The organism is Streptomyces sp. NPDC047315 (genome assembly GCF_040643215.1).
In the GTDB taxonomy this organism is placed as follows: Bacteria; Actinomycetota; Actinomycetes; order Streptomycetales; family Streptomycetaceae; genus Streptomyces.
On record NZ_JBEYTZ010000009.1, the window covers coordinates 246,137 to 263,683 of the forward strand.

At 69.1% G+C, this 17,547-nt stretch carries 16 protein-coding genes; 7 read left to right on the forward strand and 9 right to left on the reverse strand.

All coding sequences use genetic code 11. The annotated features are described in order from the left end of the window. Positions 1-41: 41 nt before the first annotated feature. From murJ to trxA, 6 genes are all read left to right on the forward strand, one after another. A complete protein-coding gene (gene murJ, locus ABZ842_RS13290; protein ID WP_361536297.1) occupies positions 42-2,375 on the forward strand; it encodes a murein biosynthesis integral membrane protein MurJ in 2,334 nt (777 codons plus the stop codon). A gap of 120 nt (positions 2,376-2,495) precedes the next feature. Next, positions 2,496-4,382 (forward strand): protein kinase family protein, encoded by a 1,887-nt coding sequence (locus tag ABZ842_RS13295; protein WP_361536299.1) that lies wholly within the window; start codon positions 2,496-2,498, stop codon positions 4,380-4,382. Between the two features lie 179 nt (positions 4,383-4,561). Then, positions 4,562-5,266, forward strand: a complete 705-nt coding sequence (sigM, locus tag ABZ842_RS13300; RefSeq protein ID WP_361536301.1) for an RNA polymerase sigma factor SigM — start codon at positions 4,562-4,564, stop codon at positions 5,264-5,266. Next, positions 5,263-6,240 carry a zf-HC2 domain-containing protein gene (locus ABZ842_RS13305; protein WP_361536303.1) on the forward strand — a complete coding sequence of 326 codons (978 nt, stop codon included), beginning with the start codon at positions 5,263-5,265 and terminating at the stop codon, positions 6,238-6,240. The genes sigM and ABZ842_RS13305 overlap by 4 nt, the downstream gene beginning before the upstream one ends. A 127-nt stretch (positions 6,241-6,367) precedes the next feature. After that, the gene (trxB, locus tag ABZ842_RS13310) at positions 6,368-7,342 is read left to right on the forward strand and encodes a thioredoxin-disulfide reductase (RefSeq protein ID WP_361536305.1); all 975 of its coding nucleotides are present in this window, start codon (positions 6,368-6,370) and stop codon (positions 7,340-7,342) included. Positions 7,343-7,393: 51 nt separating this feature from the next. Further along, complete coding sequence (gene trxA / locus ABZ842_RS13315; protein WP_361536307.1) at positions 7,394-7,723, forward strand: thioredoxin; 330 nt, start codon at positions 7,394-7,396, stop codon at positions 7,721-7,723. Between the two features lie 113 nt (positions 7,724-7,836). On the opposite strand, the gene ABZ842_RS13320 is transcribed toward trxA, so the two are convergent. The 9 genes from ABZ842_RS13320 to rpmH form a co-directional block, all read right to left on the reverse strand. Continuing rightward, complete coding sequence (locus tag ABZ842_RS13320; protein ID WP_361536309.1) at positions 7,837-8,454, reverse strand: GNAT family N-acetyltransferase; 618 nt, start codon at positions 8,452-8,454, stop codon at positions 7,837-7,839. A 304-nt stretch (positions 8,455-8,758) separates the two neighbouring features. After that, on the reverse strand, positions 8,759-9,865 hold the full coding sequence (locus ABZ842_RS13325) for a ParB/RepB/Spo0J family partition protein (protein ID WP_361536311.1): 1,107 nt from the start codon (positions 9,863-9,865) through the stop codon (positions 8,759-8,761). Beyond that, complete coding sequence (locus tag ABZ842_RS13330) at positions 9,862-10,938, reverse strand: ParA family protein (protein WP_361536418.1); 1,077 nt, start codon at positions 10,936-10,938, stop codon at positions 9,862-9,864. The genes ABZ842_RS13325 and ABZ842_RS13330 overlap by 4 nt, the downstream gene beginning before the upstream one ends. 242 nt (positions 10,939-11,180) lie before the next feature. Further along, positions 11,181-11,897: a 16S rRNA (guanine(527)-N(7))-methyltransferase RsmG gene (gene rsmG, locus ABZ842_RS13335; protein ID WP_361536313.1), complete on the reverse strand. Its 717-nt coding sequence runs from the start codon at positions 11,895-11,897 to the stop codon at positions 11,181-11,183. 114 nt (positions 11,898-12,011) lie between these two features. Then, positions 12,012-12,521, reverse strand: a complete 510-nt coding sequence (locus ABZ842_RS13340; protein ID WP_361536315.1) for a R3H domain-containing nucleic acid-binding protein — start codon at positions 12,519-12,521, stop codon at positions 12,012-12,014. Positions 12,522-12,537: 16 nt separating this feature from the next. Next, positions 12,538-13,893 (reverse strand): membrane protein insertase YidC, encoded by a 1,356-nt coding sequence (yidC, locus tag ABZ842_RS13345; RefSeq protein ID WP_361536317.1) that lies wholly within the window; start codon positions 13,891-13,893, stop codon positions 12,538-12,540. Positions 13,894-13,896: 3 nt separating this feature from the next. Further along, positions 13,897-14,262, reverse strand: a complete 366-nt coding sequence (gene yidD / locus ABZ842_RS13350; protein ID WP_361536319.1) for a membrane protein insertion efficiency factor YidD — start codon at positions 14,260-14,262, stop codon at positions 13,897-13,899. After that, complete coding sequence (rnpA, locus tag ABZ842_RS13355) at positions 14,259-14,630, reverse strand: ribonuclease P protein component (RefSeq protein WP_361536321.1); 372 nt, start codon at positions 14,628-14,630, stop codon at positions 14,259-14,261. Before rnpA ends, yidD begins: the two co-directional genes overlap by 4 nt. 18 nt (positions 14,631-14,648) lie before the next feature. Then, positions 14,649-14,786 carry a 50S ribosomal protein L34 gene (gene rpmH, locus ABZ842_RS13360; protein ID WP_003956500.1) on the reverse strand — a complete coding sequence of 46 codons (138 nt, stop codon included), beginning with the start codon at positions 14,784-14,786 and terminating at the stop codon, positions 14,649-14,651. 414 nt (positions 14,787-15,200) lie between these two features. On the opposite strand from rpmH, the gene dnaA reads away from it, so the two are divergent. Beyond that, positions 15,201-17,072: a chromosomal replication initiator protein DnaA gene (gene dnaA, locus ABZ842_RS13365; protein WP_361536323.1), complete on the forward strand. Its 1,872-nt coding sequence runs from the start codon at positions 15,201-15,203 to the stop codon at positions 17,070-17,072. The last annotated feature ends 475 nt before the right edge of the window (positions 17,073-17,547 follow it).

A 17,547-nucleotide genomic window follows, 5' to 3' on the forward strand; every position in this document is an offset into this window, starting at 1 on the left:
ATGTCGTGGCCGCCGGCCGGGGACGATGAGGTGGGGTAGCAATGAACGCGCCGTACGACGGTGACCGCGGTCAAGGCGCCGGCATGGACCCGGCGGCCCAGCCGCCGCACCCGCACCAGCCTCCCTACCCCCACGACCCCGGCCAGCAGCACCAGCAACAGCAGTACGCGCAGGATCCCACCCAGCACCCGTACGCGCCGGAACACGGGCAGCAGCAGCACTACGCCCAGGACCCCGCGCAGCAGCAGCACTATCCGCACGACCCGTACCAGCAGGATCCGTACCAGCAGAACGGTTACGCCCAGGACCCGTACCTGCGGGACGCCTACGCCCCGGACCCCTACCGGGCGCAGGACCTCTCCGCCCAGGACCCGGTGGCCGAGGCGCTGTACGACCGTGCCTCGCACCCGCCGCCGCCCCCGGGCACGTACCCGGACGCCCAGCCGCTCTACCAGCAGCCCCCGGTGTCGCAGTACGCGCCGGACCCGCGCGTCTGGGCGCACACCCCGCCCCCGGAGCCGGCCGGCCCCTCCCGTCACCTGCCGTACGGCGACGACGCCCGGACCACCCAGTACACCGGGGTCGACGACCTGGTCAGCAACGCCGGCGAGGAGCCGCCGGCGCAGGACGCGTTCGCACACCTCTACCGCGACCAGCAGAGCCCCGGCCAGACCGTGCCGGCACCCGCTCCGGAGCCCGCCCCGGCCGCGGCGCCCCCGCCGTCGAAGAAGTCCGGCGGCCGGGTCGCGAGCCTGGCGAAGTCCAGCGCGGTGATGGCCGCGGGAACGATCGTCTCCCGGCTCACCGGCTTCCTGCGGAACCTCGTGATGGCCGCGGCCATCGGCGTCGGCGTCCTCAGCGACACCTACCAGGTCGCCAACGTCCTACCGACGATGATCTACGTCCTGGTCGGCGGCGGCGCGCTGAACGCGGTCTTCATCCCCCAACTCGTCCGGGCCATGAAGAACGACGAGGACGGCGGCGAGGCGTACGCCAACCGCCTGCTGACGCTCGTCGTCGTGCTGCTCGCCGGCGTCACCGTGATCTGCGTGGTGGCGGCCCCGCTGCTGGTGACCATGATGTCGCCGACCATCGCCGCCGACCCGGAGAAGAAGGACGTCGCGGTCGCCTTCGCGCGCTACTGCATCCCCACGATCTTCTTCATGGGCCTCCACGTGGTGCTCGGACAGATCCTGAACGCCCGCGGACGCTTCGGCGCGATGATGTGGACCCCGGTCCTCAACAACGTCGTCATCATCGCCTCGTTCGCCGCGTTCATCTGGGCGTTCGGCAGCTTCACCGAGTCCGGGGTCAACACCGCCACCATCACCCCCGAGGGCGTTCGGCTCCTCGGCCTCGGCACCATGCTCGGCCTCGTCGTCCAGGCGCTGGCGATGCTCCCCTACCTGCGGGACGCGGGCTTCCGAATGCGGCTGCGCTTCGACTGGCGGGGCCAGGGCCTGGGCAAGGCCGCCGGCCTGGCGAAGTGGACGCTCTTCTTCGTGCTCGCCAACCAGCTCGGCATGATCGTCGTCACCCAGCTGGCGACCTCCGCCGGTGCGACCGCCGAGAAGCACGGCTTCACCGGCACCGGCATCACCGCGTACAACTACGCGCTGCTGCTGTGGCAGCTCCCCCAGGCCATCATCACCGTCTCCGTGATGACCGCGGTGCTGCCCAGGATCTCCCGCTCGGCCCACGACGGGGACGCCGCCGCGGTCCGCGACGACATCTCCTACGGCCTGCGCACCTCCGCCGTCGCCATCGTGCCCTCCGCCTTCGCCTTCTTCGCGCTGGGCGTGCCGATGGCGGGCCTGATGTACGCCGGCTCGGGCGCCGAGGGCGCCCGGAACATCGGCTTCACCCTGATGGCCTTCGGCCTCGGCCTGATCCCGTACTCCGTCCAGTACGTCGTGCTCCGCGGCTTCTACGCCTACGAGGACACCCGGACGCCCTTCTACAACACCGTCATCGTCGCGATCGTCAACGCGAGCGCGGCCGGAATCAGCTTCATGCTGCTGCCCGCCCGCTGGGCCGTGGTCGGCATGGCCGCCTCCTACGGCCTGGCATACATGATCGGCGTGGGGGTCGCCTGGCGCCGGCTGAAGCGGCGGCTCGGCGGCGATCTGGACGGACCGCACGTCATGCGGACGTACACCCGCCTGTGCATGGCCTCGCTGCCGGCGGCGCTGGTCGGCGGCGCGGCGGCCTTCGGGATCATCAAGGTCCTCGGCAACGGCGCCAGCGGCTCCCTCGCCGCCCTCCTGGGCGGTGGGATCGTGCTCCTCGGCGTCTTCTTCGTCGCGGCCAAGCGCATGCGCATCGAGGAGTTGAACTCCATGGTCGGCATGGTGCGCGGGCGTCTCGGCAGGTAGGACCGCGCACCGCCGCGCACAACCATCGCCAGGTGCCGTGTGTCGTGCATAGCAGCGGACTGTGGGCACAATTGGCATGGCTGTTGGTTATGCGCAACGGATGGGGAGGCAGGAACGACGGTGGCGGAACGTAGCACGGCTGCCGTCGACGTGGCCGACAACGGCGGAGACGAACCGCTGACCGCGCAGGCGGACGAGGCCACGGCCGACGGGGCGTCCCAAACCCCCGCACCGGAGGCGAAGAGCTCTTCGGGCGGGGAAGACAACGGGTCCAAGGGCGAGCGGGGCGACGAGCCCGAACGCGCCGAGCGGTCCGAAGAGCCTGCGCCGGCCGAAGAGCCTGCTCGGGCCGAGCAGACCGAAGAGTCCGAGCAGACCGAGCGGGCGGGGAGCGCCGCACCGGACGACGAGACCACGCGGCCCCCGAAGGCCGAAAAGAAGGCGAAGGCCGCCGATTCGACCATCGCCACGCCCGAGCTGCACAGCGGCCACAAGCTCGCCAGACGCTACCGCCTCGAAGAGTGCATCACCCGTTTGGACGGATTCAGCAGCTGGCGTGCGGTGGACGAGAAGCTGCGCCGCGCCGTCGGGGTGCACGTGCTCCCCGCCGACCACCCCAGGGCCCGCTCCGTGCTCGCCGCGGCCCGCTCCGCGGCCCTCCTCGGCGACGCCCGGTTCGTCATGGTGCTCGACGCCGTTGAGGACAACGACCTCGTCTACGTCGTCCACGAGTGGCTTCCCGACGCCACCGAGCTGACCGCGCTGCTCGCGATGGGGCCGCTGGAGCCCCACGAGGCGTACAAACTCGTCGACCAGCTCTCCCAGGCCCTGGCCGCCGCCCACCGCGAAGGGCTCTCCCACCTCAAGCTGACCCCGGGCGCCGTCCTGCGGACCTCCACCGGCCAGTACCGCATCCGCGGCCTCGCCGTGAACGCCGCCCTGCGCGGCATCGCAACCGAACGGCCCCAGCGCACCGACACCGAAGCGATCGGCGCGCTCCTGTATGCCGCCCTCACCCAGCGCTGGCCGTACGAGACGAACGCCTATGGCCTGTCCGGGCTGCCCAAGGGCGCCGGGCTGCTGCCACCGGACCAGGTCCGGGCGGGCGTGCACCGGGGGCTCTCCGAGCTGGCCATGCGCGCCCTGGTGAACGACGGCGCCACCGCCTCCCGCCAGGAGCCGCCCTGCACGACGCCGGAGGAGTTGGCCAAGGCCGTCGGCGAGATGCCGCGGATCCGGCCCCCGGAGCCCACCTTCGCCACTCCACCGGAGTACCGGCGCACCACCTACCAGCAGGGCACCTACGGCCGCCCCGCCGGACCGCCCAACGGCGGGATCTCGTCCACGGTGCCGATTCCGCCCGCCCCGCTGGAAAGCCGGGCCGGCAAGGTCCTCAAGTGGATCGTGGCGGCCCTCCTGATCACCGCCCTGGGCTTGGGCAGCTGGCAGATCGCGGAGGAGCTCCTCGAACGGGACGACGACCCCGGCTCCAGCACACAGACGCCGCCCGAGAAGAACGACGAGAAGCCGAAGGCCCCGGCGGAGCCCCTGACCATCAAGGACGCCGACGAGTTCACGGTGAACGGCGACGGCATCAAGGAACAGCAGGCCCCGAACACGGTCGACGGCGATCCGGGCACGTCCTGGGTCACGCCCGAGTACCACAACTACCCCAACTTCGGGAACCTGCCCGATCGCAAGCAGGGGAGCGGCATCATCGTCGACCTCGGCAGCGTGCAGGAGGTGTCCGGCCTCGACATCGACATGTACCGCGCCGGTCACGAGGTCCAGGTGTTCGCGGCGGGGGAGAACGCGTCCGACCCGACGTCGCTCTCGGAGTTCGGTAAGAGCCTGACACCTCGGCAGACGGTGGGGGCGAATGTGAAGACCACCTTCGACAAGCCCACCCGCACCCGCTACGTCCTGGTCCACGTCTCCAAACTCCCGCTGGAGTTCGGGAACAAGTACCGCGGCGGCATCACGGAGATCAAGGTCCTCGGTCGCTGAGCGCCGGGCCGGCGGCGGGAGGTCCCGTCGCCGGCCCGGACGCGCACCGGACACGGGTCGGCCACGGGCGACGTTATTGCGCTTTCCCCCTGCCTCTGCCCGTCTGAATCGTGATAGACAGACCGAGCCACAGCCGATTCGATCAGGTACGGAATGCGACTGACCAGAGGGTGGAGGCCGTGACGACGGGGGCGTCCCACACACTCAGTGACTCCGAACTCCTCGCCCGCCATGTCGAGGGCGACCCCGACGCCTTCGGCGAACTGGTCCGCCGACACCGCGACCGGCTCTGGGCCGTTGCCCTACGCACCCTGGGGGACCGGGAAGAGGCAGCGGACGCCGTCCAGGACGCGCTGGTCTCCGCCTTCCGGGCCGCCCACACCTTCCGGGGGCAGTCGGCCGTGACCACCTGGCTCCACCGCATCACGGTGAACGCCTGTCTGGACCGCGCCCGTAAGGCCGCCACCCGCAAGACCGCTCCCGTCGACGACACCGAGCGCCTGGAACAGCTCCTCGAACCGCACGAGTCCGCCGAGGCACCCGTCGAGCGGCACGATCTGAACCGGGAAGTGCTGGCCGCGCTCGCGAAGCTCCCCACCGATCAGCGGGCCGCTCTGGTGCTGGTGGACATGCAGGGCTACTCGGTCGCGGAGGCGGCCCAGATCCTCGACGTACCCGTCGGCACGGTCAAGAGCCGCTGTGCCCGGGGGCGGGCGCGGCTGCTGCCGATGGTCACCCATCTGCGCGGCGACCAGGGGGATAGCCACGATCACAGAAGGGGAAGGAACCGGACGCCGGGGACAGCCGTCCCACCGGCGAAGGACCAAAAGGACGCAGGGCCGAGTGATCCTGCTGCTGTGAAGGGCGGAGGTGGACGCGCGTGACATCCACGGCCGACATGACTCAGCATCCGGACGTCTCGGAGATCTCCGACCTCACGGAGGGCCTGCTTTCCCCTTCTCAGAGCGCCGATCTCCGCGAACACCTCGACGGCTGCGAACTGTGCGCCGACGTCCAAGCGTCCCTGGAGGAGATCCGTAGCCTGCTGGGCACCCTGCCCGGGGCCGCGCGCATGCCCGCGGACGTCGCCGGCCGCATCGACGCGGCGCTCGCCGCCGAGGCGCTGTTGGACTCCAGCGCCCCCGAGCACGGCGCACACGGTTCGGCCCATGCGAATGTTTCACGTGAAACAGCGCCTCCGACGACCACCCCCGACGCGAGCGACGCTCCTCGCCCCACCGGACCTGCTCACGGTGCGACCAAGGGAGCCGATCGACCGAGCGGCCATGCACGTGGCGCCACCGGGCCCGGTCGATCCCCCCAGCTCCGGCGGAAGCGGCGCGCGGTCCTCTGTGCCGTCGCCGGCGTCGCCGTCGCCGGGGTGAGTGTGCTCGTCCTCCAGACCTACCAAGCGATGGAAGATCCACCGAAGTCCGCCGAGGTGCACGTCACCTCCTCGGTCGACGGATCGAAGGAGTTCTCCGCCTCCGCCCTCAAGGGACAGGTTCAGGAGTTGATCTCCACCTCCTCCGGTCCGCTCAGCCCGAACGGCAACCAGGGGAACACCCTGCGCACGGAGGGGGAGCCCGGGACCCGGGCGCCTGGTACCGAGATCGGAAGCGGTACGGAGGCCGGCGCCTCGGTACCGCCCTGTGTCCAGCTGGGCACCGGCCGCACCGACCCCCCGCTCGCCTCGGAACAGGGCCGCTACGAGGGTGCCACCGCCTACCTCCTGGTGCTTCCACACCTCGGGGACTTGCAGCAGGTCGAGGCGTTCGTGATCGACGCGAGCTGCACCTCGGACTCCTCCAGCACCTCCGGGAAGGTCCTGCTGAACCGCACCTATCCTCGTCGTTGACCCTTTCCACAGCGCTGCGCTGACAACACGGGAATGCATGCCCCTTAGGATCCGTTGGGTGGGGTGAGAGGCAACGACCCCGGGCCCAACAGTCAGCAGGCAGCCTGCAGAGACGAGGAAGAAATCCGTGAGCGACGTCCGTAACGTGATCATCATCGGCTCCGGACCCGCCGGCTATACGGCGGCGCTCTACACCGCGCGTGCATCGCTGAAGCCGCTGGTGTTCGAGGGTGCCGTGACCGCCGGTGGCGCGCTGATGAACACCACCGATGTGGAGAACTTCCCCGGCTTCCGCGACGGCATCATGGGCCCGGACCTCATGGACAACATGCGGGCCCAGGCCGAGCGCTTCGGTGCCGAGCTGGTGCCGGACGACGTGGTCTCCGTCGATCTCACCGGTGAGATCAAGACCGTCACCGACACTGCGGGCACCGTGCACAAGGCCAAGGCCGTCATCGTCACGACCGGCTCCCAGCACCGCAAGCTCGGCCTGCCGAACGAGGACGCACTCTCCGGACGCGGCGTCTCGTGGTGCGCCACCTGCGACGGCTTCTTCTTCAAGGACCAGGACATCGCCGTGGTCGGCGGCGGCGACACCGCGATGGAGGAGGCCACCTTCCTCTCCCGGTTCGCCAAGTCGGTCACCATCGTCCACCGCCGTGACAGCCTGCGCGCCTCGAAGGCCATGCAGGACCGGGCCTTCGCCGACCCGAAGATCTCCTTCGCCTGGGACAGCGAGGTCGCGGAGATCCACGGAGACCAGAAGCTCTCCGGTCTGACCCTGCGGAACACCAAGACGGGCGAGACCTCGCACCTCCCGGCCACCGGACTCTTCATCGCCGTCGGCCACGACCCGCGCACCGAGCTCTTCAAGGGTCAGCTCGAACTGGACGACGAGGGCTACCTGAAGGTCGAGGCCCCGTCCACCCGCACCAACCTCACCGGTGTGTTCGCCGCCGGTGACGTCGTCGACCACACGTACCGCCAGGCCATCACGGCCGCCGGCACGGGCTGCTCCGCCGCGCTGGACGCCGAGCGCTTCCTCGCCGCGCTGGCCGACGGTGAGCAGGCGGCCCAGGCCGAGCAGACCGCCGCGGTCTGAGCCCGCCCCACCAACTTCCCCGCCACCCCGCAGAAGACTAAGGAGGCCGCCGTGGCCGGCGCGCTGAAGAACGTAACGGATGACACCTTCGAAGAGGAGGTCCTCAAGAGCGACAAGCCCGTTCTGGTGGACTTCTGGGCTGCCTGGTGCGGCCCGTGCCGCCAGATCGCGCCGTCCCTTGAGGCGATCGCGGCCGAGCACGGCGACAAGATCGAGATCGTCAAGCTCAACATCGACGAGAACCCCGCCACCGCCGCGAAGTACGGGGTCATGTCCATCCCGACGCTGAACGTGTACCAGAACGGCGAGGTCGCCAAGACCATCGTTGGCGCCAAGCCGAAGGCCGCGATCGAGCGCGACCTTGAGAACTTCCTCGGCTGACGACACCACGGCGCCGATGCGCCTGCGTTGTTTCACGTGAAACATGCGCCAGGGCCCGTCCCCATCCGGGGGCGGGCCCTTGGTGTTCCACCGTGGCAGAGAGCCACCAAGGTCTACAGGGGACGTAACGCCGGTTCCTTCTGCACCGCCCCCAGCAGCCGGTCCAACGCGAGTTCCACGTCCTCCTTCCAGGAGAGCGTGTTCCGCAGCTCCAGCCGCAACCGCGGATACGTCGGATGGGGACGGACCGTCTTGAAGCCCACGGCCGTCAGATGGTCAGCAGGGAGAACGCAGACGGGTTCCTGCCACCGCACCTGCCCGAAGGCTTCGATCGCCTTGAAGCCCCGGCGCAGTACGTCCTTGGCCACCGTCTGGACGATGACCCTGCCGAGCCCCTGCCCTTGGTACCCGGGGTCGATCCATCCGGTCATCAGCTGAACCGCGTCTGCAGACACCGGGCTCGTGGGGAAGGCCAGCGAGCGCGGCACATAGGCGGGAGGCGCGTAGAGGACGAAGCCCACCGGCACCTCGTCGACGTAGACGACCCGTCCGCAGGAACCCCACTCCAACAGCACAGCGGAGATCCACGCTTCCTTCTCCAGCTCGGGCGTGCCCGCCTTTATCGCTGCTTCTCCACTGACCGGATCGAGTTCCCAGAAGACGCACGAGCGGCATCGCCGGGGGAGGTCCGAAAGGTTGTCCAGGGTGAGGGGTACAAGCCGACGCCCCATGAAGGCCGTTCCTCGCTTCCTTCCCCGGCCGCGCTCCGAGCAGCTGCCAGGACGCTCCGCTCAAGGAGCAGGCTGGTGACGAAGCCCCCCAACGCTCCCAGGCCCAACCCGGCCGTCACCCACTGACTGCGGCTGACCGATCGCATGGCCCTGTCCTCCTCCGAGGCGGCACACACCGAGGATGCGTCCCTACCCAACGCATCGTATCCATCTGGCTTCGAAGCGCACACCGATGTCATGCAGAAGGCGAGCCGTCACCGGTGATTCACCGGGACGGCCCGCCCCCGTCGACCGCGCGGGAAGGTCAGTCCTCGTCGTCCTCGCCCGTGCCTGTCAGGCCCTTCTCCAGGGCCCGGTCCTCGCCCGGGGCGAGCGTGCCGAGGATCCGCTCCAGATCCTCCATCGAGGCGAACTCGACGACGATCTTCCCCTTCTTCTGCCCCAGGTCGACCTTCACCCGGGTCTCGAAGCGGTCGGAGAGACGGGACGCCAGATCGGTGAGCGCGGGGGAAACCCGAGCACCGGCCCGCGGGCCCTTCTTCTGCTTGGGCGGGCCCTGCTCATCGGACTCGTACAGCTTGACGATCTCCTCGACCGAGCGCACCGACAACCCCTCGGCGACGATCCGCCGAGCCAGCTCCTCCTGCGCCTGCGGGTCCTCGACGCCCAGCAGCGCCCGGGCGTGCCCGGCCATCAGCACTCCGGCCGCCACCTTCTGCTGAACGGCGGGCGTCAGCCGCAGTAGACGCAGGGTGTTGGAGACCTGAGGACGGGAGCGGCCGATCCGGTCGGCGAGCTGGTCATGGGTGCAGTTGAAGTCCTTGAGCAACTGGTCGTAGGCGAAAGCCTCTTCCAGCGGGTTCAGCTGTACGCGGTGCAGGTTCTCCAGGAGCGCGTCCAGCAGCAGCTTCTCGTCGTCCGTGTGCCGGACGATGGCGGGGATCGTCTCCAGGCCGGCCTCACGGCAGGCCCGCACACGACGCTCACCCATGATCAGCTCATACTGCTCCGGCTCCGTCTGGCGGACGACGACCGGCTGGAGGAGTCCGACCTCCTTGATGGAGACGACCAGTTCGGCGAGATCGTCCTCGTCGAAGACCTTGCGCGGCTGGAAGGGATTGCCGCTGATCGAGTCCAGCGGCACTTCCGCGAAGAACGCGCCGACCGGCGTCAGGAGCTGAGCAGCAGCCTCCGGCTCCGGCTCGGGTTCCACCAGCACCGCATCGGGTGCCGGGGCGGCCGACGGGAGCTTCAGCGACGTGGGCGTCGTGACACCACGGTCCACGGTCTGCACGGGGGATCCCCCCGAAGGAGTCCCCCCTGCACCACCGGCAGGCACCGGCTTCTCTTGGGGAGCTGCAGGGATCAGGGCGGCGAGCCCACGCCCCAACCCTCTACGTCGCTCACTCACTGGATCCCCTCCGAGACGTTCTTCTGACTGTTCTGTACGCCCACATGGGCGTGATGCGGGTCGTACTGGAGGCCGACACCGCGCAAGGCGATTTCTCGTGCCGCTTCCAGATACGACAGGGATCCGCTGGACCCCGGGTCGTAGGTCAGCACCGTCTGTCCATAGCTCGGTGCCTCCGAGATGCGGACGGAGCGCGGAATGCTCGTCCGTAGGACCTCCTCACCGAAGTGACTGCGGACCTCGTCGGCCACCTGGGAGGCAAGCCGGGTCCGACCGTCGTACATGGTGAGGAGGATCGTCGACACATGCAGCACGGGATTCAGATGACCGCGCACCAGGTCGACGTTCCGCAGCAACTGCCCCAGGCCTTCCAGTGCGTAGTACTCGCACTGGATGGGGATCAGGACCTCGGCCCCGGCCACCATGGCATTGACCGTCAGCAGCCCGAGCGACGGAGGGCAGTCGATGAAGATGTAGTCCAGGGGCTGCTCGTACGCCTGAATCGCACGCTGGAGTCTGCTCTCCCGCGCCACCAGCGACACCAACTCGATCTCCGCACCGGCGAGATCGATGGTGGCCGGGGCGCAGAAGAGACCTTCGACGTCCGGGACGGGCTGGACCACGTCGGAGAGCGGCTTGCTCTCCACCAGGACGTCATAGATCGAGGGAACTTCGGAGTGATGATCGATCCCCAGTGCCGTGGAGGCATTGCCCTGCGGATCCAGATCGATCACAAGAACACGTGCGCCGTGCAGCGCCAGCGACGCGGCAAGGTTGACGGTGGTCGTCGTCTTGCCCACGCCACCCTTCTGGTTGGCGACGACGACGATGCGCGTCTGCTCAGGTCGGGGCAGCCCCTCGCCGGCACGCCCCAGTGCCTCCATGGCCAGCTGGGCTGCACGGCCGATGGGGGTGTCGTCCAAAGGGGGCGGTGTTTCACGTGAAACATCGTCTCCCGGCGACTCGGTACGGGGACCGGGGACCGGATCGGTCATCGGTCCCGCGATGTTGGCGTCGGACCGCAAGGATTCACTCTCCTCGACTTCAGGCTCGCGATGAACAGAGCCTGCCATGCTTTCGGGGTCGTGAACCAGCGAGGCCCGTGCTTCTGTGGATGAATCCACGTCTGTGGACAACTTCGTGACCCCTGCGAGGGGTCTACGGTTCCGAAGCGGGGCGGCAGCACGCCCGCGGCTGATGATTCCGTGCAGCAGTGAGCGACGTTTCACGTGAAACACGATGCCCGGGACGTGAAACGACATCCGGACGACACTCCGAAATACGTACGTATGGAACTACTCGACGGCTGAAACGCTCAGCGACGTCGACGGCCACGGCTGACCCGGGCCGCCTTCGCCCGCTTGGCAGCGAAGCGGACTCCGCCCGGGCTCTCGCCGACCTCGACCCGGACCACGGTGGCCAACGGATCGACCAGCCCCTCACCGACGTGCAGCACCGAGGTCTCCACCACACCGAGCTTGCTCAGCGCAGCGCGGGCGCCCTTCAGCTCCTCCTCGGCGGTGTCGCCCTTCAGGGCCAGCATCTCCCCGTAGGGCCGCAGCAGCGGAACGCCCCAGCCTGCGAGCCGATCCAGCGGCGCCACGGCCCGGGCGGTCACCACGTGCACCGGGGGCAGCTTGCCCAGCACTTCCTCGGCCCGCCCGCGGACCACCGTCACATGGTCCAGCCCCAGCAGCTCGACGACCTCCTGGAGGAAGTTGGTCCGCCGCAGCAAGGGCTCCAGGAGCGTGATCTTCAGATCCGGACGCACCAGGGCCAGCGGGATGCCGGGCAGACCGGCGCCGGAGCCGACGTCGCAGACCGTGACCCCCTCGGGCACCACTTCGGAGAGCACCGCGCAGTTCAGCAGGTGCCGCTCCCAGAGCCGGGGGACTTCACGGGGGCCGATCAAGCCACGCTTGACTCCGGCGTCAGCGAGCAGCTCCGCGTACCGCACGGCTTCCGGAAAGAACTCTCCGAATGCCGTCCGCGCCGCATCGGGCGCCTGGGGAAGCTCTGCTGCCTCCGTCACGGGGACCGTCCTTCCGTACCGCACTGTCGTTCATCGAACGGGGGTGGCTGACTATCAGGCTGACAAAGATCGGCCCCGCCTGCGAAACAGACGGGGCCGACGGAACGATCGAGGTCAGGCAGGGAGTACGACGACGAACCGCTGCGGCTCCTCGCCCTCGGACTCGCTACGCAGCCCCGCCGCGGCGACCGCGTCGTGCACGACCTTGCGCTCGAAGGGCGTCATCGGGTTCAGCTTCACGGGCTCGCCGGAGTTCTTCACCTCGTCGGCGGCCTTGGCCCCCAGCTCGGCGAGTTCGGTGCGCTTCTTGGCCCGGAAGCCCGCGATGTCCAGCATCAGCCGGCTGCGGTCGCCCGTCTCGCGGTGCACGGCGAGCCGGGTCAGCTCCTGGAGGGCTTCCAGGACTTCGCCGTCCCGACCGACGAGCTTCTGGAGGTCCCGGCTGTTGGCGTCGCTGATGATCGAGACCGCGGCCCGGTCGGCCTCGACGTCCATGTCGATGTCACCGTCGAGGTCGGCGATGTCGAGCAGGCCCTCCAGGTAGTCGGCGGCAATCTCCCCCTCCTGCTCAAGGCGGGTCAGGGTGTCGCTCTCCTCAGCGGCGGGGATGGTGCCTTCCGTCACGGATGGACTCCTTCTACTACTTCTTGGACGACGGGTGCTTGGGGCGCTGCTGGCCCTTGCGCTGCCCCGACTTGGGCTGCTGGCGGGCCGAGTTGGCCCGTCCGGCCTGCTTGGACTTGGGCTTGGCGCCCTGGGAGGCGTCCTTCTTCAAGGACGTCGTGGACTCCGAAGTCTCGGACGAAGGATCCGCCGAAGAGTCGGACGAGTCCGACGGGTCCGAGGAGTCGGACGGGTCCGACGGGTCGGACGAGGACTTGCCGTCGGCACCGCCGCTGCCGGCACCTCCGCGCTGGCCACCACCGGACTGGCGCTTGGACTTCGTCTGCCGCTTGGGCTGCTGGCGACGCTGGGCGGCACCGCCCTCGGCCTCGGCCGCGACGGTCTCGCTCTTGATCACGGTGCCGTCCGCCTGGGCGGCGTAGCCGGCCTTGGCCAGGCTGCTGATGAACTTGCGCTCGTTGTCGTTGCGGTCCGAGCCCTTGGCGACGAGCGTCTGCACGACCTTGCGCTTACGGCGCGAGCGGATCTCACCGTGCTGGGTGGCGCCCTTCAGCAGCCGCTGGAGGTACTGGTCCTGGGCCTTGCTGCCGGGGGTCGGGTTCTGGTTGATCACGTACATCTGCTGACCCATGGTCCAGAGGTTGGTGGTCAGCCAGTAGACGAGGACGCCGACGGGGAAGTTGATGCCCATCACGGCGAAGATGATCGGGAAGATGTACATCAGCAGCTTCTGCTGCTGCATGTACGGGGTCTTCACGCTCAGGTCGACGTTCTTCTGCATCAGCTGGCGCTGCGTGTAGAACTGCGACGCCGACATCAGGATGATCATGATGGCGGTGACGACGCGGACGTCGGTGAGCGAGGCGTCGAGCGAGGCGACCTTGGCGGAGCTGTCGGTGAACTTCGCCGCCAGCGGGGCACCGAAGATGTGCGCCTGACGGGCGCTGGCGAGCAGCGGCTCGTTGATCACGCCGACGACGTCACCGGAGGCGATCTTGGAGAGCACGTAGTAGAGCGCGAAGAAGAACGGCGACTGCGCGAGGATGGGCAGGCACGAGGAGAGCGGGTTGGTGCCCGTCTCCTTGTACAGCTTCATCATCTCTTCGGACTGACGCTGTTTGTCGCTCTTGTAGCGCTCCTGGATCGCCTTCATCTTCGGCTGGAGCGCCTGCATGTTCCGCATCGACTTGATCTGCTTCACGAAGAGCGGGATCAGACAGATGCGGATGAGGACCACCAGCGACACGATGGACAGTCCCCAGGCCCAGCCCGTGTCCGGGCCGAACATCGCCCCGTAAAGACTGTGGAACTGGACGATGATCCACGAGACGGGCGTGGTGATAAAACTGAAGAGACCGGCAATCGTGTCCACTAATCAGGCTCCTTGAGCATTGGGCGAGGTGTCTGCGGCCGTGCTCGGGGGGTTACCCCGGGAAGGCACGTCCGTGGGGTGCCCGCCCTTCTTGCCGCCGTCGGCGTCCTTGCCCCGTAGGGCGTCGCGCAGCATCTCGTGCCACCTCGGTCGCTTTCGTGGCGGCACGTGATCCACTCCGCCCGGCGACCACGGATTGCACCGTAGGATCCGCCAGGCGGTGAGCACCGTGCCTTTCACTGCACCGTGCCTGTCGATGGCCGTGTATCCGTAGTGGGAACACGACGGGTAGTACCGGCAGACGGGGCCCAGCATGGGGCTGATCGTCCACTGGTACAGCTTGATCAGAGCCAGCAGCGGGTACTTCATCGCGTGCCCCCTCCCAGCAGCCGCGAGAGGGCGGCGTCCAGGTCTCGGGCCAGCTGTGGTTGGTCGGCGTCGCCCGCTCCGGGCAACGCCCGTACGACCACCAGGCTACCGGGGGGAAACTCGGCGAGCCGGTCGCGTATCAGATGCCGCAGCCTGCGCTTGACCTTGTTGCGAACGACCGCGCCACCCACTGCCTTGCTCACGACGAAACCCGCACACGTCGGGGGAGCGCTCTCCCCAGGCGCGTGCGGGTCCGTTGAACCGCTGCGTAGGTGGACGACCAGGAGGGGGCGTCCGGCCCTGCGTCCTCGTCGTACCGCGGTCGCGAAGTCCTCGCGCCGCCTCAGCCGATTCTCGGTAGGCAGCACGTCATGACCTGTGCGCGATCAGGCGGACAGGCGAGCGCGACCCTTGCTACGGCGAGACGCGAGAATCGCGCGGCCGGCGCGGGTACGCATGCGCAGACGGAAACCGTGGGTCTTGGCCCGACGACGGTTGTTCGGCTGGAAGGTGCGCTTGCTCACTCGGGGGCTCCAGAAATGATTCGTAGATGGCGGGGCATCGCCTGGCTGTCACCGTGCGCCCACGAGAAGCTCGCGTTTCGCCCGAGTGCACCGCTTCATGACCACGGACAGTAACGTCGTGATCTTTGCCCATCGGAGGCAGGCGGCAGCAGCCATCGACAACTCGACCTGGTCACGGTACGCGGGGCTGCGCCATCCGGTCAAACCAGCCCCCGGTCGCCCGTCGCCCGCCCGACAAAGACGGCCCGCTGTGCACAGGCTGTGGACAACAACTTGAACCACGCGGGTCGCGCTGACTACCGTGGCTGAACTCCGAATCTTTTCCTTTCTGTCCTCGACTGTCCTTCCTTCCCCCACCGTCCCCGGAACCACACATTCGTGGGACGCCGCGGGACCTGCGAGAGAGCGTGCCTTGTGGCTGACGTACCTGCCGATCTTGCCGCAGTGTGGCCACGGGTCCTTGAGCAGCTCCTCGCCGAAGGCGCGCAGGGGGTCGAGCCCAAGGACAAACAGTGGGTCGAGCGCTGCCAGCCGCTGGCGCTGGTCGCGGACACCGCGCTGCTCGCCGTCCCCAACGAGTGGGGGAAGCGGGTCCTCGAAGGCCGGCTCGCGCCGCTGATCAGCGAGACCCTGAGCCGGGAGTGCGGCCGACCCATCCGGATCGCGATCACGGTCGACGACTCGGTCACCGGCCCCGCCCCCGCGGCCCCGCAGCAGCCGGCGTCCTCCCCCGTCCCTCATTACGAAGGGCGCGACGAAGCGCAGGACGGCCCGTACCCACCGGACGGTCAGTACGCGCAGGACGAGCGGTACGCACCGGAGGACCGCTACCAGCAGGGCGACCCGTACGGGTACGGCCACCGGCCCGCGGACGACGGCCTGCCCGAGGTCCGCCCCGCGTACCCGGACTACACCCAGCAGCGGCCCGAGCCCGGCGCCTGGCCGCGCACCCAGGAGGACCTGTCCTGGCAGCAGCCGCGCCTCGGCGGCTTCCAGGACCGCGATCCGTACGCCACCGCCCGGCCGCAGCCCCCGCGCGACTACCGCGCGCCGCAGCCGCCGGAGCGCCAGGGGTACGAATCGGCCCGCCCGGAGCGCCACGAACTGCCCGAGCCGCAACCGCCGCACCGCGTCGGTCCTGCCGGGCCGACGGGACCGTCCGGCGCCGGCCACGGCGGGCCGGGGGGACCCGGCGGAGCGTCCCCCGGCGGACCCGGGCCGCAGTCCTCGTCCACGGCCGGCCCCGGCGAACCGCACGCCCGGCTGAACCCCAAGTACCTCTTCGACACCTTCGTCATCGGTGCGTCCAACCGGTTCGCCCACGCCGCGGCCGTCGCGGTCGCGGAGGCGCCGGCGAAGGCGTACAACCCGCTGTTCATCTACGGGGAGTCCGGGCTCGGCAAGACGCACCTGCTGCACGCCATCGGGCACTACGCGCGCAGCCTGTACCCCGGGACGCGGGTGCGGTACGTCAGCTCCGAGGAGTTCACCAACGAGTTCATCAACTCGATCCGGGACGGCAAGGGCGACACCTTCCGCAAGCGCTACCGGGACGTGGACATCCTGCTGGTCGACGACATCCAGTTCCTGGCGAGCAAGGAGTCGACGCAGGAGGAGTTCTTCCACACCTTCAACACCCTCCACAACGCCAACAAGCAGATCGTGCTCTCCTCCGACCGGCCGCCCAAGCAGCTGATGACGCTGGAGGACCGGCTGCGCAACCGCTTCGAGTGGGGGCTGACCACGGACGTCCAGCCGCCCGAGCTGGAGACCCGGATCGCGATCCTGCGCAAGAAGGCGGTGCAGGAGCAGTTGAACGCGCCGCCGGAGGTGCTGGAGTTCATCGCGTCCCGGATCTCCCGCAACATCCGCGAGTTGGAGGGCGCGCTGATCCGGGTCACGGCGTTCGCGTCGCTGAACCGGCAGCCGGTCGACCTCGGGCTGACCGAGATCGTGCTGAAGGACCTGATCCCCGGCGGCGAGGACTCGGCGCCCGAGATCACGGCGGGCGCGATCATGGCGGCGACCGCGGACTACTTCGGTCTGACGGTGGAGGACCTGTGCGGCTCCTCCCGCAGCCGGGTGCTGGTCACGGCCCGGCAGATCGCCATGTACCTGTGCCGGGAGCTGACGGACCTGTCGCTGCCGAAGATCGGTGCGCAGTTCGGCGGCCGGGACCACACGACCGTGATGCACGCGGACCGGAAGATCCGCGCGCTGATGGCGGAGCGCCGCTCCATCTACAACCAGGTCACCGAGCTCACCAACCGCATCAAGAACGGCTGAGGCCGCCTGCCGGCCCTTGCCGGCCCTGCCTGGCCCTGCCGGCCCTGCCGGCCCTGCCTGGCCCTGCCGGCCCTGCCCTGGCCCTGCCGGCCCTGCCCTGGCCCTGCCGGCCCTGCCCTGGCCCTGCCGGGTCTGCCGGACCTGCTGGACCGCCCCGCCGTCCGCTGGCCCTGCCGTCACGCCCCTACCCGTACGCAGCTGCCGTAGAAGCGCCCCCGGAGAACCGCTCCCGGGGGCGCTTCTGCGCGTATCCGGGCGGCCCCAAACCTGCGCGGGGAGCCTTCGGGCGGTGTGGAGCGGCGCCGACGGCCGCGGCCGGTGTTCGAATACCGGCCCGGGAAGGCGCGTTCTCCACAGATTCGGGGACAATCGGCCGTCCACAGGCTGGGGACTGCGAAGTTGTCCCAACTCCGTCCACAGGCAGACCGATGACCTCATGATCGCAGCAGGTCAACCGGTTGTGGAATTGTGGCCA